This is a genomic window from Microbacterium sp. Beta (genome assembly GCF_005502545.1).
Lineage (GTDB): Bacteria > Actinomycetota > Actinomycetes > Actinomycetales > Microbacteriaceae > Microbacterium > Microbacterium oxydans.
In genome coordinates this window covers 185,901-201,786 of sequence record NZ_SCOG01000005.1, presented here as the reverse complement: position 1 = coordinate 201,786, position 15,886 = coordinate 185,901, and the positions used below count along the sequence as shown (strand labels likewise).

The window sequence follows — 15,886 nt, the reverse complement described above, 5'->3', positions numbered from 1 at the left end:
GTGATGCTCGATGCCCGCGAGAATTAGTCAGCGTGACGCCTATTGAGGAGGGCGCAGGGAAGCTGGCATCACCTTCGCCGGTACACGACCGCGGACACCGTTCGGGGTGTTTTCAAGTACGCCTCTGAGTTCCGATGGAACCCATTCGTCCCGCTTCAGGCTCCGCCGAATATCTTCCGCCTGCGCTGGTTCCTCGGACCACCTGTGGAGCACACCGCCTGCGAATTCCTCGACTCTTCCCTCCGTCAAGAACCGACGAACGAGTGGCGCGTACTCTGCGTCGTACCAGGTAATCCACTGCGGATCGGTGGGCAGACCGCCCCATTCGCCGTCGAAACCACGGGGCCTTGCCGTCGCGTATTTGCTGCTGTTCACCTCAGCGAATGCGAAGAAGCTCTCCGAGGAACGCGCCATCTTCTCGATGAACGTGTGAACGTTGTCTACAGCTCCGGCCTTTTCGAGACCGTCGAGTTCGAAAACGGCAGATGCGCTCTGATAACCGGTGCGCGTGATGCTGGACCACGCTGAGATGCTCCCGGATAGTCCTTTGCCCGTCATCATCATTGCGCTCAGACGGCATTCCGCCCGATAGAGATCTCCGAACGCATCATCGCCATCCCGGGGTAGGCGGCCCTTCAAGGGCTCGCGGGGACCGAAGCGTACCGGTACGGCGGGCGGGAAGATCTCTCGTGCGGACCGAAGGTAGTTGTCGGCCAGCGCCTTGGACCCCGGCGAATCCTCCATCCTCCGAAACCACTCGAGATGGACGTACAGCTTCGGTCCCGAAGAGCCACCTTTTGCCCGAGACTGCTGCGCGGGGACGTCATCCATCTGCGGATTCACGACGACACCATCGCTCTCGCGCGCAAGATTGGAGGCGTAGATACGCGCGGCCGCCAGGTGGCGCGGATCGGGCTCCGCTCGGAAACTCTCTGCAGACTCGCTGACGTCGTACGGCACGTGGATGTTGTAGACCACAGCCACGCTCACTGTTTCGGCGACGCTGGCGGGAACGTCCTCTGAGTCGACCCCTGTCGGCCCCTCGAGCGTGAAAACAGGGCGGTCGAGTTCGTCGTGAGCGCTGATGCCCTTGGCTCCCCACCCCCGGTCACGCTGCACACGCACACCAGGGGACGATGCGATCTTTGCGAGCTCCCGCGGCGCGAGGCTCACTCTCGCGAACACATCCAGGTCGTATGACAAGTGAATGCTCCTTACTTGCACAAGGTCGGCAGTTTGTTATCGGACAGACTGCCTCCGACGGTATCCGGGAGGAATTTGACGGCGAAGGACATCTTGTCGTGTCCGTCGCACAGCATCTTGAGCAGTGGCGCTGTCAGATGCGTCTGAGAGTTCACAGTCAGCACGAACTCCGACCTGTTCGTCGCCTCGACCAATTTGATGTCATCGAGGATCTGGCTGCTCAAGTACTGGGTCTTCACGTTCTTGACCTCCATGATCGAAGTTGCCGTCACGTGGTCGGGAATCCGATTCTTCTTGAGGTCGAGATCCGGGAAGTCCGACCTGGTGAAGGTCGTCTTCTGGCTTTGGCTCGAGAACGGGATCCCCGCCGCTGTCTCGCCCTTCTGCCCCTTGATATGAGCGGGGTCCTTCGGGTCGTAGGTGGAATCGGTGGGTTTGAAGGGCCCGCAGTCTCTCGGCGCCGGCCCGGTGCATCCGCTCAGGACATCGTCGGCCTTGGTCTTGTTCTTCTTGAGAAGGCTGAAAGCGTCGCCGACCTTGTTGACGAAGCCGACGACCTTGTCGGCGAGCTTCATGATCAGCGGGATCGACTCGACGAGCTTGGCGAGCTTGCCCCAGGGCGCGAATCCGATGATCGCCATGAAGCACGCACCGACGTCTCCCTTGGTGACGCAGTCCATGATGTCTGTCACGCCGATGAGGTCGAGGAGGACCTTGCCCCCCTCCTGGATGATGAAGTTCAGCAGGGCATCAGGCTGTGTCAACGCGTGTGCGTCCTTCAGCCGCTGCACCTCCGCATCACCACCGAGCGCGTACGCGGCGTCGATCTGCGCCTGCGTGAGCTCCCCCTCCTTGCCCGCGGGAGGCGGGAAGTTGTTCGCGCCGTCTTCCGCGCGCTGCTTCGACGCCGCGATCTCGCGCGCCTCGGTCGCAGCCTTCACCGCAGCCTGCGCGTCCAGTCCGGCGTTCGTCGCCGAGGTGGCCGCACGGCTCGCCGCATCGTTGGCCCGTGATGCCGCCGCGCTGGCGGACTGCGCCGACGATGTCGCCTGCGCGGCGAACCCGTTGGCCTTCTTGGCGTCCGCTGTCGCAGCCGTCAGCGCCTGATGCGCTCGCTGCGACGACTGACGCGCCTCGTTCTCGGAAGCTGTCGCCTGGTTGGCTGAAGTAGCCGCCTGCGCAGCCCAGCCCTGCGCCTCCTGCGCATACTTCCGAGCCAGGTCGGCGCTGGCTTGTGCCTCGGCCGCCGCCTGCCGTGCCGTCGCTGCGGCCTTCTCGGCGAGCGCAGCTGCTTCCCGCGCTGCGGCCGCTTGCTGGTCGGCCAGATGCAGCATGCTCTGCATCTGCGCCACGTGAGCCGCAGTGTCGTTGTCGCGCTTGGCAGCTTCGTACTGGCCCTGCTCGAGGAACCTCTTCAGCGCCGCCTTGGAACCTTCGAGCGCGATGTTCGCGGCCGCCTGCACCTCGGGGCCACCCGACGTGCTGAGGGCGAAGGCCGCTGCACGCTGGTCGACCTCCAGTGCGTCGTACTGTCCTTCGGCGATGAACTTCGCGAGAACCGCGGGGTCGTCGGCGTCGAGCGCGCGGTTCGCCTCGCGCTGCATGGCCGGTCCACCTTCGGTGGCCAGCACGAATGCGATCTGCCGGTTCTCGAGGTCACGGATCTCGGGGAGCCGTTCGGTGAGGAATGCGGAGACATACTCCTCACCGTTCTCGAGGACGTCGTACGCCTCGCTCTGCAGCATGGTGTTGTCGCCGTCGTACAGCAGGGCCTTCGCTTCGTCCCACTGGTCCTGCTCGAGCGCGATGCGGTATCCGTTCTTGAAGAACTCGACGACGGCCTCATCGTTCCCGATGACAGCCTGCTCTGCTGCGGCGGCGATCCACGGGGTTCCCGACGTGATCAGAGCCAGCATCGCCGAACGCGCCTCCGGCAGCAGCTCCTGCAGGTTGGCATTCGGAGCCGTGATTTTCTTCAGGAACGCGCTGCTCTCCGCAACCGCTGCTGCGCCCTCCTTCTTCGCCTCGTCCTTGAGCTCCTTCTCCTCCGCTTCCTCTGCTGCGGCGATCTCCGCCTGTGCCAGTCCGAATTCCTCTTCAGCGGCAAGACGCTCCGCATCGGCCTTCCGCGCCAGGGTGAAGATGGTCTTCGCGAGTTCGACATCCTTCGTCGCGGCTTCCGCGGCAGCGGCCGCCTTCGCCGAAGATGCGGTCGCTCGTGCGGCTGCCCCCTGTGCGACGCCGGCCTGAGCTGCTGCCGTGTCCGCCTCGATCGCAGCAGCGTTCGCGTTGTCCGCTGCACGACCGGCCGCATCCCGCGCCTGCTGTGCGACAGCCGAAGTCTCGGCGGCAAGTCGATCAGTCCGCGCCGTCGCGGATGCGGCGCGGTTCTTCGCCGCGTTCGCCTTCGCCGCAGCTGCCCGTGCCTGCGCGGCAGCAGCCGACGACACTCCCGACGCCTGAGAGGCTTCCATCGCATACCCGGCCGCCTCGCCCGAGTAGCCTGCCGCGGCCCCTGCTGCCTGAGATGCACGGTTCGCCGCGTTCGTCGCGGTCTCCGCCTCGGCCGCGGCCCGCTTGGCCTTCGCTGCCTTGTCGGCGGCGTCGCGCGCCTTCTCCGCCTCGGCGCGCGCCGCGGCCGCCATGCCTGCCTGGCCCGCCGCATTCGCGGCCGCACCATCGGCGTTCGCAGCAGCACGGTTCGCCCGAGCCGCAGCCGAAGCGGCCGTTCCGGCCGCGCTCATCGACGCATTCATCGCCTGGTGCGCTGCGGCAGCTGCCTGCACAGCGAGATCGGCGGCATCGGCCGCCTGACGAGCGAGTCCCGCCGCTCTGCTCGCAGCAGCGCTCGCCTGCTCAGCGTTGCCCTGCGCGGCGGCGGCCTGCTGAGCAGCGCGCTGCGTCGCCTCCTTCGCGAGCTTGGCGGCGAGGACCGCCTGGGCGGAAGCGTTGTCGGCATTGCGACGCTCCTCCTGAGCGACCAGGTTCGCCGCGATCACCTGATTGGTCAGTTGGGCGATCGTCGCCGTCTCGGCGTCGCGCGCGCTGGCGACGAACTGCCCGTACCGCAGGAAGTCGGCGACGGCCTGCGTGTCCTCAGATCCATCCGGAAGAGTGGCGTCGAGCGCCGCCTCCGCCGCGGCGATCACACTGGGCGACCCGGTCGAGGCGAGCACGTAAGCCGCCGCCCGGTCATCGATGATCTTGGCGTCGTACTGACCGATCAGCAGGAACTGCGAGACGGCGCTCGGGTCGTCCGAATCCAGCGCCTTGTTGGCCTCTCGCTGGACTGTAGGCGTCCCGGTGTCGGCAAACACGAACGTCGCCGAGCGGTCGTCGACCTCCCAGGCGTCCTTCCACCCCTCGGTGACGAACGCGCGAAGCTGATCGGGATTGTTGGCCGTGAGCGCGGACTCCGCCTGTTGGCGCACGGCCCGGCCACCCGCGAGGCTCAGTCGCAGAGCGATGAGGCGGTAGTCCTGCGCGATCGCCTCATGTTGCCCGGTGGTGATGAAGCTCTCGATGCTCTGCCCGCCCTTGAGCAGCGCCTGCCGCGCGGCCGCCTGCACGGCAGGCCCGCCGTCGGTGAACTGCGTGACCACTCCGGCGGCATCCGTCGAAGGCGTGAAGAGCCCTTCCGATGCGGCTACCTGCGTGCGCGCGGTCGCCGCGGCAGTCGCCGCGGACGCCTCGAGCGGCTGGAAGAGGCCCACAGCGACGACGGTCGTCATCAGCATCGCGGCGAACGCCAACGGGAGTCGCCGGACAGGCGCGAAACGCAGGCGCCGACGGTGAGATCTGGTCTTCATCGCGGGACTCTTCTCCAGGGGACACGACAGGGATCGAACCGCGTGGAGATCGCGAGCGCAGCGGTGACGGTGCCCCTCGGCGAGTCAGGGCGCACGCGCGCAAGCACGGCGGAACGCACGCAGACCACGACCTCGAACGGGACCGTCACGCTTCGACCGTGGGCTTGCGGCGGTACTCGCTCGGGACTCTATCCGTCGGCTGTGAGTGTTGTCTGTCCCCCGAACGGCCTACTTGACGCTGAGGTTTCCCTGTGAATCCCCGATTTCCGTCCCCATATGAGAACTTATGGATTTCAGATGACAGACGAAGTCGGGTGAAACTTTTTCTCCACTCGGATGAGGAACGTGAACGGCGCGCAACGATCTCCTGAATCAGCTCCCTCGCACGTGCGCGGTCGTCGTCCGAAATACGACGACGGCTGGCACTCGCGCGGCTCGCTCGATGTCGGACACCCCTGTCAGGATCGGAGGATGCCAGCAGCCGCATCCGGCGACCCCGAGATCACCTCCGACGGGATCCGCGCCGATACCGGAGCACCGAAGAAGCAGGGTGCGCTCGTCCTCATCGCCGCGCTCGTCACGGTCGTGCTGTGGGCGTCGGCGTTCATCGGCATCCGCGGAGCGGGTCCGCATTACGACCCGGGCGCTCTGGCGCTGCTCCGCATGGCCGTCGGCACGGCCGTGCTGACGATCATCGCGATCCGGCACGGCATCCGCATCCCCGCCCGACGCCACTGGCTGCTCATCGCGGTCTGGGGCATCGGCTGGTTCTGCGTCTACAACCTCGCGCTCAACAGCGCGGAACTGACCCTCGATGCGGGCACCGCTGCGATGGTCGTGAACCTCGCGCCCCTCATGGTCGTCGTCTTCAGCGGACTGTTCCTGCGTGAGGGATTCCCGAAGCCGCTCGTGATCGGCGCACCCATCGCCTTCCTCGGGGTCGTGCTCATCGGCATGAACTCCACCTCCAGCGCCGGCCCCGACATCACGGGACTCCTGCTCGCCCTCCTCGCCGCTGTCATGTACGCCGGCTGCACGCTCGTGCAGAAGCGTCTGCTCACCTCGGGCGTCGACGCCACCACCCTCACGTGGCTCGGCGCGGGGGTCGGCACCGTCGCACTGCTGCCCTGGACCGGCAACCTCATCGGCTCGCTCCAGACGGCACCGCTCGATGCGACGCTCTGGGTCGTCTACCTCGGCATCTTCCCCACGGCGATCGCCTTCACGACGTGGGCGTACGTTCTGCAGCGCAGCACTGCGGGGCAGACGTCGGCCACCACCTATGTCGTGCCGGCAATCGCGATCCTGATGTCGTGGGCGATCCTGGGTGAGGTGCCGACGCCGCTGATGTTCCTCGGCGGCGCGCTCTGTCTGCTGGGCGTGCTGATCACGCGTCTGCGGTGGCGGCGACGCGCCTGAGTCATCGCCCCCCCACCGCCGCGGCCCGCGAGTGACGCTACAGTTTCGCTCGGAGGCGAAATGACGACCTGGTGGCCCTACGTACGACTGGCAGCATCGGTTCTGGCCGTGGCGGCGATCGTCGCCCAGCTGGTGCGCACTCTCGAGATCGCCCTCAGCTCGGAGACCGCGTGGGGCGCACACCTGCCCACGGTGTTCGTGAACTTCTTCAGCTTCTTCACGATCCTCTCCAACGTGCTGGCGGCCGTGGTCCTCGCCATCGGCGGCATCTGGGCTCTCGCGAACCGGAAGACCACGTCGGCCGAACCGCGGTGGCTGGCGGTGCTCCTGGTGTGCGCCAGCACCTACATGATCGTCACCGGCGTCGTCTACAACACGCTGCTGCGCGGGATCGAGCTGCCGCAGGGCTCGACCGTCCTCTGGTCGAACGAGGTGCTGCACGTGGTCATCCCGCTCATCATGCTCGTCGACCTGCTCTTCGCGCCTCGCCGTCGGGCGCTCGGCTGGAGTGCGGTCGGGATCGCCGCGATCTTCCCGATCGTGTGGGTCGCCTACACGCTGATCCGGGCGAACCTCGTGATCGCGCCCGCGACAGGAAAGCACTGGTGGTATCCGTATCCGTTCCTCGATCCGCACCTCAACGGCGGCTACGGGGGCGTGGCGCTCTGGGTGCTGCTGATCGCGGCGATCATCATCGCCACCGCCGCCTTCGTGGTCTGGGTCGGCCGGTTTCGGGGCACGCGCGACACCGCGTGACGATGCCCCTCCCCTCCACAGACGGAGGGAAGGGGCATAGACCGAGAGGCTCAGACTGCGGCGAGCGCCTCGCGGTCATCATCACGCGGCTGACCGGCGATGATCCGTGTCGTCTCGGTGGCGTCCGGATCGACGTCGAGATAGCGCTCGAGCGAATCGTCGAGCTCTTCGAGCCACGGCGTGTGGTGCACGACGGCGATCGTGCCCGTCATGACCGACTCGTAAGTGCGGTCGCGATAGCCCATGATGTCTTCCTTCTTGTCGTGCTTCCACGCGAGGAAGATCTCCACGACCCGGTCGATGTCGAACTCCGGGTAGTCGGTGAGCTGGAGGAGATCACGGATGTAGTCGGCCTGGAAGCGGATCTCCGCCGCAGCCGAGTCGATGCGGTCGAAACGGGCGCGCCACTCGGCGATGGAGGCCGCGCGCTCCTGCTCGTCGGGCAGTTCGAGACGGCCGAGGATGAGGTCGCGCACGTACCAGGCCTGCACGTCGAACATGTTGAACGTGAACCACTGGTCCTGCGCGCCCAGGTAGGTCAGGCGCGGATTGCCCTGCCACACGACGCCCCGGTACAGGCCTTCCGGGTAGACGTTGTTGGGTGATGACAGGGCCAGGTCATCGGGCAGGAACGGGTACTTGTGCAGATATCCGGTGCACAGGATGACCGCATCGACGTGCTTCGAGGAGCCGTCCGCGAAGAACGCGGTACTGCCCTCGAGGCGTTCGAGGACCGGACGCTCCTCGATGCCTTCGGGCCAGTCGTATCCCATCGGTGCCGAACGGAAGCTCGCCGTGACCGAACGGGCACCCATCTTGAACGCCTGGCTGCCGATGTCCTCCGCCGAGTAGCTCGACCCGATCACGAGCACGTCGCGATCTGCGAAGGCCTCTGCGCCTCGGAAGTCGTGGGCGTGGCTGATGTAGCCGGGGAAGGTCTCGATCCCGGGGAAGTCCGGCACGTTCGGGAAGGAGAAGTGCCCGGTGGCCACGATGACGCGATCGAACTCCTCGACGTGCGACCGGCCGCTCGGCAGATCCTCACTGGTGAGCGTGAAGACCTCGCGCTCCTCGTCGAACTCGATCCAGCGCACCACGGTCTGGAAGCGGATCAGCTCCCGCACATCGCTCTTCTCCAGGCGTCCGGCGATGTAGTCCCACAGCACGGGGCGCGGCGGGTACGAGGAGATGGGACGGCCGAAGTGCTCGTCGAAGCTGTAGTCGGCGAATTCCAAAGCCTCCTTCGGGCCGTTCGACCACAGGTTGCGGTACATGCTCGAATGCACGGGTTCCCCGAACTCATCGAGCCCTGTGCGCCAGGTGTAGTTCCACTGTCCGCCCCAGTCGGCCTGCTTCTCGAAGCAGACCAGCTCGGGGATCTCCGCCCCCGCGCGGGCTGCGGATTCGAAGGCCCGCAGCTGTGCCATGCCCGAGGGGCCGGCGCCGATGATCGCTACTCGTTCTCTGTTCGTCACGTATCGTCCTCACACTTGCGTCATGTATCGATGAGCGGCCGCATCCGAGCGAGGAACAGGTCTGTCCCGGTGGGAGCGGAAAGCTCGACCGACCCGGAAAGCGGCTGCTCTTCGACGTTAGCAGGGCCGGTGATCGGGCCCCGGCGGGGGATCCCGCGCGATGACGCAGGGCGGGGAGCCCGGATCCGCCCCCGGGGTCCGAGCTCCCCGCGCCGCTCGAACTGCTGTTCCTCGACCGCCGCTCGCAGTAGCCGTATCTGCGAGGAACGGCCGCCTCTCCTCCGCCGGGAGATCATCCGCTGGATGTACGACGTCGGCACTCAGGGCCGATGCCCTGTGTTGCGGCCCCGTCCTAGCGTGGAAGACATGTCAACCACCGTCTCCCCTTCAGCCCTGTCCGCCCCTGCGACCTCGACCGCGAAGGGGACAGTCAGTCTCGTTCTCGGGATCTGCTCTCTCTTCGCCGGCTGGACCTTCTTCGCGCCGGTCATCGGACTCATCTTCGGCATCCTCTCGCTGCGTCACGAGCCGCAGGCACGCACCAGGGCCGGCTGGGGAGTCGCCCTCAACGCGATCGCCATGAGCCTCTGGGTCATCACGCTCGTCGTCGTCCTCGCATTCGGAGGGGTCGCGGCCGTCGCGACGATGTTCGGCCAGTGATGTCCGCCGCATGCATGACGCTTCGACGGATGCAGGAGGTCTGCACGACGAAACCTCCTGCCTCCGCGATCGGTTCATGCAGGTGAGCGGAGCGTGATCGTCAGACCACACACAGCCGGCCGCTCCGTCGTTGCGATTACGCTGGTCCGCGGGGGACGGCCGCGACGCGGGTCCCCGAACGAGGGAGCCTACCGATGACCGAGTCCTCCACACCGGACCTGCGGACGATCGCCGCACCGCCGCCTCCGCCCGGCCCCGCGCAGACGCACCCGCCGACAGCTCCCGCCGCGCCCACCAACACCGCACCCACCAACACCGCGCCCACGGACGCCGAGATGGCCAGGGCCTCCGAGGTGCTGCGAGTCATCTCGACCTCGTACTCCGCGAAGATGGTCGGCCAGGACCGTCTGCGCACCAGCCTGCTCGTCGCCCTCATCGCCGGCGGCCACATTCTGCTCGAGAGCGTGCCGGGACTCGCCAAGACCACCGCGGCGAGCACCCTCGCCGACACCGTGAAGGCGCAGTTCAAGCGCATCCAGTGCACCCCCGACCTGCTGCCGAGCGACATCACGGGCAACCAGATCTACGATGCGGCGACCGGCTCGTTCCGCACGGTGCTCGGCCCCGTGCATGCGAACTTCGTGCTGCTCGACGAGATCAACCGCTCCAGCGCCAAGACGCAGAGCGCCATGCTCGAGGCGATGCAGGAGCATCAGACCACGATCGGCGGAGAGATCCACCACCTGCCCAAGCCGTTCCTGGTGATCGCGACGCAGAACCCGATCGAGCAGGAGGGCACGTATGAGCTGCCCGAGGCGCAGATGGACCGCTTCCTGCTCAAGGAGATCGTCGAGTACCCGAGCCCCACCGAGGAGCTCGAGGTGCTCAGCCGCATCGACTCCGGCGTGCTCGACCCCGACCGGCACGTGACCAGCGCCGTCAGCCTCGACGACGTGCACCTGCTGCAGGATGTCGCGAGCCGCATCTACGTCGACCCCGCGATCCGCAACTACATCGTGTCGATCGCCTACGTCACCCGCAATCCCGCGCCGTACATCGGCGAGGAGCGCGCCCGCTTCATCAAGTACGGCGCGAGTCCGCGCGCGAGCATCGCCTTCCTGCAGGCCTCCCGTGCGCTGGCCCTCCTCAAGGGACGCGCGCACGTGCTGCCCGAAGACATCCGCGAACTGCGGCACCTGATCCTCCGGCACCGCGTGCTGCTGACGTTCGAGGCCGACGCCGAGGGCATCCGCAGCGAGGAGATCATCGACCAGATCTTCGCCTCGGTCCCGACCCCCTGACCCGGCGCCTCGGGACTCATCGCCACATGCCCAGCCTGATCACGCAGGTGAAGAGCAAGCTCTTCATCCATTCGATGCGCAAGTCGCTGCACGCGCTCGACGGCGCCTACGCGTCGTTGCTGCGTGGACGGAGCCTCGACTTCGAGGACCTGCGCAAGTACGAGTACGGCGATCAGGTGCGCGACATCTACTGGCGTGCGACCGCCCGACTGGGGACGCCCCTCGTGAAGCGCTCGCGCGCCACCCGCATGCACACCGTGCTGTTCGTGGTCGACACCGGGCGCTCGATGTCGGCCCTCGCGGCGGACGAGCAGTCGAAGAAGCAGCTCGCGATCCTCGCGACGGGTGTGCTCGGCGTGCTGACGCTGCGTCACGGCGACGACTTCACCACTGTCTACGGCGACTCCGCGAAGGTGCGCCGCCTCGCACCGGGACGCAGCGAGGGCGCTCTCGAACACGCGCTGCGCACGATCGACAGGGCCGTGGACGAGAGCAGCGCCCCGAGCGACCGCGACGCCCTGCTCTCCTTCGTCACACGCACGATCGCCCGCCGCATGATCGTGGTGGTGATCACCGACGAGGCTCCCCTCACGAGCGAGACCGAGCGGATGCTGCGCCGACTTCGAGTGCAGCACGACGTGCTGTGGCTCACGCTGCGCGATGCCGAGCCCGTGCTCGATCACGCCACGGCGCGCATCCGCAGGGACGTCGACAGCCGATGGCAGGTGCCGGGTTTCGTGCAGGGCGACCGCGAGATCGTGCAGGAGCTGACCGCCCAGCGCGAGGCCGAAGCCGCGCACCTCGACGATCTGCTCACCCGCATGGAGATCAGCCACTCCACGCTGGACGGGCAGGACCATGCCGTCGCCCAGCTGCTGACGTTGCTGAACCGGAGGTCGAATGCCCGGCTCTGACGACCTCTACCCGCCGGCCCAGTACGGCTGGGGGTGGCTCCTGCTCGCGATCGGCATCCTCGCGCTGCTGGTGCTCGGCGCGTGGCTGTTGATCGCGCTCACCCGACCGCGTCGCGCCCTCGCCACCGCGGACCCGAATGCCGGGCAGGCTCCGCTCATCATCGACGTGCTGTCGCAGCTGCGCACAGAGTACCTGGCCCGGATCCAGCAGATCGAGACGGACTACCGGGAACGGCGCCTGTCGGCACGGCAGGCGAACGTCGAGTTGAGCAGGGTCGTGCGCGCCTTCGTGAACGAGTACAGCGGCCTGGAGGCGCCGGTGCTCGCACTCGACGACCTGGTGGCGCGCGGCGTCCACCCGGCTCTCATCGACGCGCTGGGCAGGCACTACTATCCGAGCATCTTCCGACCCGGCCCGGTGATCGACCCCGTGGCCGGCGCCGAAGCGGCGAGGACGGTGGTGCGCACATGGCACTAGCGAACATCTGGATGCTGGTGGGCGCGGTCGCCGTCGTGCTGGTGGCGCTCGCGATCGGGCTCGTCCTCGGACTCCGACGGGAGGGGCGTGCCGGGGCCGGAGACGCCGCCCGCGTCGCCCGCGCCGAACGCCTGCGCACACTGCCCTCGTTCCGCCGTGCCCTGACGCGACGGGCACTCGCGCTGTCCGGCGTCCTCGCGCTCGGCGCGGCAGCCGCGATCGTGTCGGGGGTGGTTGCCGCGCGGCCGATGTCGGCGCAGACCGTGCAGCCCGTCAACACGAGCCGCGACATCATGCTGTGTCTCGACGTCTCCGGCTCCATGACCGAGGTCGACGTCGAGGTGCTGAACGTCTTCGACGAGCTGTTGGACAGCTTCGAGGGGGAGCGCATCGGCCTGACGATCTTCAACAGCTCGCCCGTGCAGATCTTCCCCCTCACCGACGACTACGACTTCGTCCGCGAGCACCTGGCCAGCATGACCGAGAGCTTCGACTTCGTCGACCAGGTTCCGGAGCACTGGATCGGCACGCTCAACGGCAACGGCGCCTCCCTGATCGGCGACGGCCTCGCGGCGTGCGCGATGGGCTTCGACCACCCGGACGATGAGCGTTCGCGCTCGGTGATCTTCGCCACCGACAACGAGGTCAACGGCGCCTCGATCGTGACGCTGGAGGAAGCCGCCGCCTACGCCGCCTCGAAGGACGTGCGCGTCTTCGCACTGAACCCCGTCCAGGGCAAGGACGCCGATGTGAGCGCCGAGCTCAGCGCGGCAGCAGAGGCGACGGGGGGCGCCGCGTTCGGGCTGCGCGACACGACCACCGTCTCCGACATCGTGGACCAGGTGCAGGAGCAGGAGGCGACCGAGCTGCGCGGAGAGGCACAGGTGGTCTGGACCGACACCCCGAACCTGTGGATCGTGGTGCTCTGCCTCAGCGTGCTCGGGTTCGTCGTGGTGCTGTGGAGGGTGCGACTGTGATCTTCCAACCCGTGCTCAACCCACTGCTGATCGCGCTGCTGTGCGCACCGGTCCTCGCCGTCGCCGTCTGGGTGCTTGTCCGTGCGCCGAAATCGGGCGGCGTGCCGATCACGGACGGGCGCGCACTCGCCGGGCATCGTGCACTGTGGGCCATGCGGCTGCTGCTGGTGCTCGCCTGCGTCGCGCTCCTGCTTCGTCCCGGCATTCCCGGCGGAGCCACGCAGACCCTCGCGACCGACACCGACATCGTGCTGGTGGTCGACACCACGGCGAGCATCGTGGCCGAGGACTGGGGCGACGGGGAACCGCGGCTCGACGGCATCCGCGAGGACGTGCGCGCGCTCGTGGAGGAGTACCCGGGGGCACGCTTCGCGCTCATCACCTCGGATGCCGCCGCCCAGCTGCGGGTTCCCCTGACCACGGACACCACCGCGCTCTTGGGTTCGCTGCAGGTGCTGCGCCCCGAGGTCACCAGCCAGTCACGCGGAAGCTCGATCGGCATCGCCGCTCCGCTGCTTTCCGAGACGCTCGCGTCGGCGGCCGAGTCGTCTCCCGACCGCTCGCGTATGGTGTTCTACTTCGGCGACGGAGAGCAGACGGTCGACACGCCGCCGGAGTCGTTCAGCGCAAGCGAGAAGTACACCGATTCGGGAGCCGTGTTCGGCTACGGCACAGCCGAGGGCGGGCCGATGCGCATCACCACGGGCGGCGTCTCGGATCAGGGAGGCGACTACATCCAGTACCAGGGCGCCGATGCGCTCTCGGTGATCGACGAGTCGACCCTCGAGACGATCGCCGATGACCTCGGTGTGGAGTACTCGCATCGGACGGCGGACACCGCGCCCGTGCTTCCCGCTGCCCCGTCCACCACCACCGATTACGCCGATTCGGGCGAGGTCGGCAACGTCATCGAGCTGTACTGGATCGCCGCGCTCGTCGTCCTCGCCATCCTCGGCGTCGAGCTCGCCCGTGCCACGATGCTGATCGCGCGGCTCCGACGACTCCGCGCCCCGAGGCACGTTTCGAGCTCTCGAAGCGAAGAGGGGGGAACCTTGTGACCGTGTCCTCAGACGCCGCCGCCCTTCTCCGGTCCAACCGCCACCGTCGCCGCGTCCGCCGCTGGGTGGCGATCGGGACGATTCCGCTCACACTCGCCGCGCTTCTCTTCGTGGGCAAGCTGCTGAGCATGTACGGCTTCGCGCACCAGGCCATCACCGCCTACGTCGTCGACGACTTCGCCGGCGCTGAGGCCTCCGCGCGTGGACAGGACTTCCTCAACTGGTTCGAGCCGTACAAGGCGCCCTTCAACATCGGCACGGCACTCGGTGCGGCCGAGCAACTCCCCGAAGCCCGTGTCCAGCTCGAAGAGGCGCTCGACCTCGCGACCGGCCTCGAAGTGTGCGCGGTGCGGATCAACCTCGCGCTGATCATCGAGCGCATGGGCGATGCGGCCCGGGCGGACGGCGACGGCACGGGCGCAACGGCGCTCTACGGCGAGGCGCTCGGAATCACCGCCGACACCCCGGAGGAATGCCGCAGCGACGAGGCACAGCAGCAGTCCCCCGACCCGCAGCGCGACATGTCCGACTCCCTCGACGGCACGGCGGACCGGCTGAAGCAGAAGCAGCAGGAGGAGCAGCAGCCCCAACCGCAGCCACAGCCCGGCGAGAAGGAGCAGCCCTCCGAGGACAAGCTGAAGGGCCTCCAGGACAAGCTCGAGCAGGGCACGCAGGAGCGTGACCAGCAGCAGGGCGACGACCCCGGTGGCTCGGGGACGGAGAAGCCGTGGTGAGCGACCACGAGAGGCAGCGCGCTCGCTACCTCTCGGGCACCGAGGGCGCTCCCCCCGTTCCTCCGCCCGGGGGGTATCGCGGGGCGCGTCGTGAGGCCTGGGGATCGACGCCCGCCCCGCCCGTGGCGGTTTCCATGCCTGCGGAGGAGCCGAAACAGCCCGCGAACGCCCTCGGCTGGATCGCCCTCACCGCATCCATCCTCTTCGCGCTCATCCTGCTCGGCACCTTCGTCGCCGGCGGCACCGACCTCCTCTACGGGGTCACGATGCTCGCACTGCAGCTCGTGGTCGCCGGCGTGATCATCGCGGCGCTTTTCTCCGTGCGCGGACGGAAGCTCGGGGCGATCGGCCTGGTCATCGCGATCCTGTTCAACGTCGCGACGGTCGGCGGCATGAGCGCACTGCAGACCTCGGCCTCGGGCAACTACGAGGGCACGAAGACGGCCGCCCAGAGACACGCGGAAGCCTATCCCGGGATCAAGGGCACCGATCCGCAGAAGGCGTTGTCTCAGCAGTCGCTCGACGAGGTACGAGCGCAGACCGAGACGCTGTTCGCCGACATCCGGGCGCGACTCACCGACGAGTTCGGCTTCACCTGGACGCGGGTGGGCGATGAAGACCTGCGCCCGGAGCGCAACGGCTACGGCGGGGAGTCGATGCTGGTCGAGTTCACCTCCGCCGCCTGGGCGACCAACGAGCCCGTCCAGGGCTACGACCGAAAGCGCGCCGTGATGGCCGTGATCAGCGAGGTGGTCGTCGACCACGGGCTGTGGGACCTGTACTCGTTCAATGATCCCGCGGTGTCGGGCATCGACCCCGCGATGATCGCGAAGCTGTACGGCAGCGACGACCCGCGCACGCAGACCACGTGGGAGTACTACACCGAGAACTTCCCCGACCCTCTCCGCTTCTACGCCACGATCAATGACCTCTCGAACGATTCGGACGGCGGCTTCCGCACCGCACGGGAGGCGCAGAACGCGCGCACCGGCGAGCCGCTGGAAGGGCTGCAGCTGACGGCGATCGCGAGCGGGGTGCTCAGCGAGGCGGATCGTGCCGAGTTCCAGGAGAAGCTGAAGGACTACCCCGGCTTCGAGTGAAG

The 15,886-nt window shown here is 67.6% G+C and carries 13 protein-coding genes; 10 read left to right on the top strand and 3 right to left on the bottom strand.

Annotated elements, in window-relative coordinates:
* Positions 1-39: 39 nt before the first annotated feature.
* Complete coding sequence (locus FFS56_RS07770; RefSeq protein WP_127011474.1) at positions 40-1,203, bottom strand: hypothetical protein; 1,164 nt, start codon at positions 1,201-1,203, stop codon at positions 40-42.
* An 11-nt stretch (positions 1,204-1,214) separates the two neighbouring features.
* Positions 1,215-5,012: a putative toxin gene (locus FFS56_RS07765; protein WP_137772068.1), complete on the bottom strand. Its 3,798-nt coding sequence runs from the start codon at positions 5,010-5,012 to the stop codon at positions 1,215-1,217.
* Positions 5,013-5,483: 471 nt separating this feature from the next.
* Here FFS56_RS07765 and FFS56_RS07760 point away from each other — a divergent pair, with 471 nt between their 5' ends.
* Both FFS56_RS07760 and FFS56_RS07755 read left to right on the top strand, forming a co-directional pair.
* Positions 5,484-6,431 (top strand): DMT family transporter, encoded by a 948-nt coding sequence (locus FFS56_RS07760; RefSeq protein ID WP_052748716.1) that lies wholly within the window; start codon positions 5,484-5,486, stop codon positions 6,429-6,431.
* Positions 6,432-6,491: 60 nt separating this feature from the next.
* Positions 6,492-7,187 (top strand): Pr6Pr family membrane protein, encoded by a 696-nt coding sequence (locus FFS56_RS07755; protein WP_127011472.1) that lies wholly within the window; start codon positions 6,492-6,494, stop codon positions 7,185-7,187.
* Between the two features lie 50 nt (positions 7,188-7,237).
* On the opposite strand, the gene FFS56_RS07750 is transcribed toward FFS56_RS07755, so the two are convergent.
* Positions 7,238-8,662 carry an NAD(P)/FAD-dependent oxidoreductase gene (locus tag FFS56_RS07750; RefSeq protein ID WP_267901535.1) on the bottom strand — a complete coding sequence of 475 codons (1,425 nt, stop codon included), beginning with the start codon at positions 8,660-8,662 and terminating at the stop codon, positions 7,238-7,240.
* A 366-nt stretch (positions 8,663-9,028) separates the two neighbouring features.
* Here FFS56_RS07750 and FFS56_RS07745 point away from each other — a divergent pair, with 366 nt between their 5' ends.
* From FFS56_RS07745 to FFS56_RS07710, 8 genes are all read left to right on the top strand, one after another.
* Positions 9,029-9,322 (top strand): hypothetical protein, encoded by a 294-nt coding sequence (locus FFS56_RS07745; RefSeq protein ID WP_046748057.1) that lies wholly within the window; start codon positions 9,029-9,031, stop codon positions 9,320-9,322.
* Between the two features lie 335 nt (positions 9,323-9,657).
* Positions 9,658-10,623 (top strand): MoxR family ATPase, encoded by a 966-nt coding sequence (locus FFS56_RS07740; protein WP_046748192.1) that lies wholly within the window; start codon positions 9,658-9,660, stop codon positions 10,621-10,623.
* A 26-nt stretch (positions 10,624-10,649) separates the two neighbouring features.
* Positions 10,650-11,537: a DUF58 domain-containing protein gene (locus FFS56_RS07735; protein WP_127011471.1), complete on the top strand. Its 888-nt coding sequence runs from the start codon at positions 10,650-10,652 to the stop codon at positions 11,535-11,537.
* Positions 11,524-12,015 carry a hypothetical protein gene (locus FFS56_RS07730; protein WP_046748055.1) on the top strand — a complete coding sequence of 164 codons (492 nt, stop codon included), beginning with the start codon at positions 11,524-11,526 and terminating at the stop codon, positions 12,013-12,015. The genes FFS56_RS07735 and FFS56_RS07730 overlap by 14 nt, the downstream gene beginning before the upstream one ends.
* Entirely contained in the window at positions 12,006-12,992 is a 987-nt protein-coding gene (locus tag FFS56_RS07725; protein ID WP_233437357.1) for a VWA domain-containing protein, read from the top strand. Before FFS56_RS07730 ends, FFS56_RS07725 begins: the two co-directional genes overlap by 10 nt.
* The gene (locus FFS56_RS07720) at positions 12,989-14,050 is read left to right on the top strand and encodes a VWA domain-containing protein (protein WP_046748054.1); all 1,062 of its coding nucleotides are present in this window, start codon (positions 12,989-12,991) and stop codon (positions 14,048-14,050) included. Before FFS56_RS07725 ends, FFS56_RS07720 begins: the two co-directional genes overlap by 4 nt.
* Before the next feature lie 2 nt (positions 14,051-14,052).
* Positions 14,053-14,784 carry a hypothetical protein gene (locus FFS56_RS07715; protein ID WP_233437356.1) on the top strand — a complete coding sequence of 244 codons (732 nt, stop codon included), beginning with the start codon at positions 14,053-14,055 and terminating at the stop codon, positions 14,782-14,784.
* 134 nt (positions 14,785-14,918) lie between these two features.
* Positions 14,919-15,884 (top strand): hypothetical protein, encoded by a 966-nt coding sequence (locus tag FFS56_RS07710; RefSeq protein ID WP_231589693.1) that lies wholly within the window; start codon positions 14,919-14,921, stop codon positions 15,882-15,884.
* Positions 15,885-15,886: the final 2 nt, after the last annotated feature.

Bases quoted from the DNA above. Each gene is read 5' to 3' on its own strand.
- FFS56_RS07735 (WP_127011471.1), top strand. From the start codon at position 10,650: ATGCCCAGCCTGATCACGCAGGTGAAGAGCAAGCTCTTCATCCATTCG.
- FFS56_RS07765 (WP_137772068.1), bottom strand. From the start codon at position 5,012: ATGAAGACCAGATCTCACCGTCGGCGCCTGCGTTTCGCGCCTGTCCGG.
- FFS56_RS07725 (WP_233437357.1), top strand. From the start codon at position 12,006: ATGGCACTAGCGAACATCTGGATGCTGGTGGGCGCGGTCGCCGTCGTG.
- FFS56_RS07710 (WP_231589693.1), top strand. From the start codon at position 14,919: ATGCCTGCGGAGGAGCCGAAACAGCCCGCGAACGCCCTCGGCTGGATC.
- FFS56_RS07745 (WP_046748057.1), top strand. From the start codon at position 9,029: ATGTCAACCACCGTCTCCCCTTCAGCCCTGTCCGCCCCTGCGACCTCG.
- FFS56_RS07740 (WP_046748192.1), top strand. From the start codon at position 9,658: ATGGCCAGGGCCTCCGAGGTGCTGCGAGTCATCTCGACCTCGTACTCC.
- FFS56_RS07755 (WP_127011472.1), top strand. From the start codon at position 6,492: ATGACGACCTGGTGGCCCTACGTACGACTGGCAGCATCGGTTCTGGCC.
- FFS56_RS07760 (WP_052748716.1), top strand. From the start codon at position 5,484: ATGCCAGCAGCCGCATCCGGCGACCCCGAGATCACCTCCGACGGGATC.
- FFS56_RS07730 (WP_046748055.1), top strand. From the start codon at position 11,524: ATGCCCGGCTCTGACGACCTCTACCCGCCGGCCCAGTACGGCTGGGGG.